This window comes from Pseudomonas protegens (assembly GCF_003732485.1).
In the GTDB taxonomy this organism is placed as follows: Bacteria; Pseudomonadota; Gammaproteobacteria; order Pseudomonadales; family Pseudomonadaceae; genus Aquipseudomonas; species Aquipseudomonas protegens_B.
This window is the reverse complement of sequence record NZ_MOAK01000080.1, coordinates 258,030-258,971: the sequence shown is the minus strand read 5'-3', so window position 1 is coordinate 258,971 and position 942 is coordinate 258,030. Positions and strand designations below refer to the sequence as shown.

General features: G+C 65.5%; 2 protein-coding genes. Both read right to left on the bottom strand.

Features of this window, described 5'->3' with window-relative positions; genetic code table 11:
* Positions 1–44 precede the first annotated feature (44 nt).
* Positions 45–614: a YqgE/AlgH family protein gene (locus BLX41_RS22410; protein WP_123726651.1), complete on the bottom strand. Its 570-nt coding sequence runs from the start codon at positions 612–614 to the stop codon at positions 45–47.
* A gap of 153 nt (positions 615–767) precedes the next feature.
* The coding region (locus BLX41_RS36010) for an energy transducer TonB (RefSeq protein ID WP_259745118.1) at positions 768–942 on the bottom strand (175 nt) is incomplete at its 5' end.

The following is a 942-nucleotide window of genomic DNA, read 5'->3' as shown; positions in this document are numbered from 1 at the left end:
CTGCTTGGTGCCGTAGTCGAAGCCGAGGATCAGTCGCAAGGCCATCAGGCGTGCCCCGCCTGGCTGGTGAGCAGGCTGAGGTTGACCCCCAGGTGCCGGGCGGCGGCTTCCAGGCGCAATTCGCTGCTGGTGTTGAACAGGATGTCGGCGTCGAAGGGGCAGGTCAGCCAGGCGTTGTCCGCCAGCTCGGCTTCCAGTTGTCCGGCTTCCCAGCCGGCATAGCCCAGGGCGATCAGGCTCTTGGCCGGGCCCACGCCGTCGGCGATGGCGAACAGCACATCCTGGGAGGTGGACAGGGACAGCCCTTCGAACTCCACCGTGGCCTGGTAGATCGGGCCGTTGGGGTGCAGGACAAAGCCGCGATCGGTCTGCACCGGGCCGCCGCTGAAGATGGGCACGTGCTGGCACAGCAGCGACGGTTCTTCGTTGGGGCGCAATTGTTCGAGGATATCGGCCAGGCTCAGGTCCAGGGGCCGATTGATCACCAGGCCCATGGCACCGCTGGCATTGTGCTCGACGATATAGGTCAACGTCTGGGCAAAATTCGGGTCGGCCATATGCGGCATGGCGATCAGGAAGTGATGCTTGAGATAGCTGGGGCTGACATTTTTCATGAGCGCTAGTGTGGCGGTGGCGGGCCCGGCTGACAAGCGCAACCCTGTGCAGGCGCTGGCTTGCCAGCAAAGGTGTCGTTGGCGTGCCTCTTCGCCGGCAAGCCGGCTCCTGCGGGGGGACGTTGGTGTTTACGCCTGTCTGGCAGGGGCGGATCAGTTGCTGGACAGTTTGTCGCCCCGGGCGAAGCGCCAGGTGCGGATGATTTCCAGGCGGTCGATGTCCGACAGGTCGCCGGTGAAGGGGGCGAACGGCGCCGCCAGGCGCACGATGCGTTGGGCGGCCTGGTCCAGCAGTGGCTGGCCGGAGGACTCCAGCACCAGCACTTCA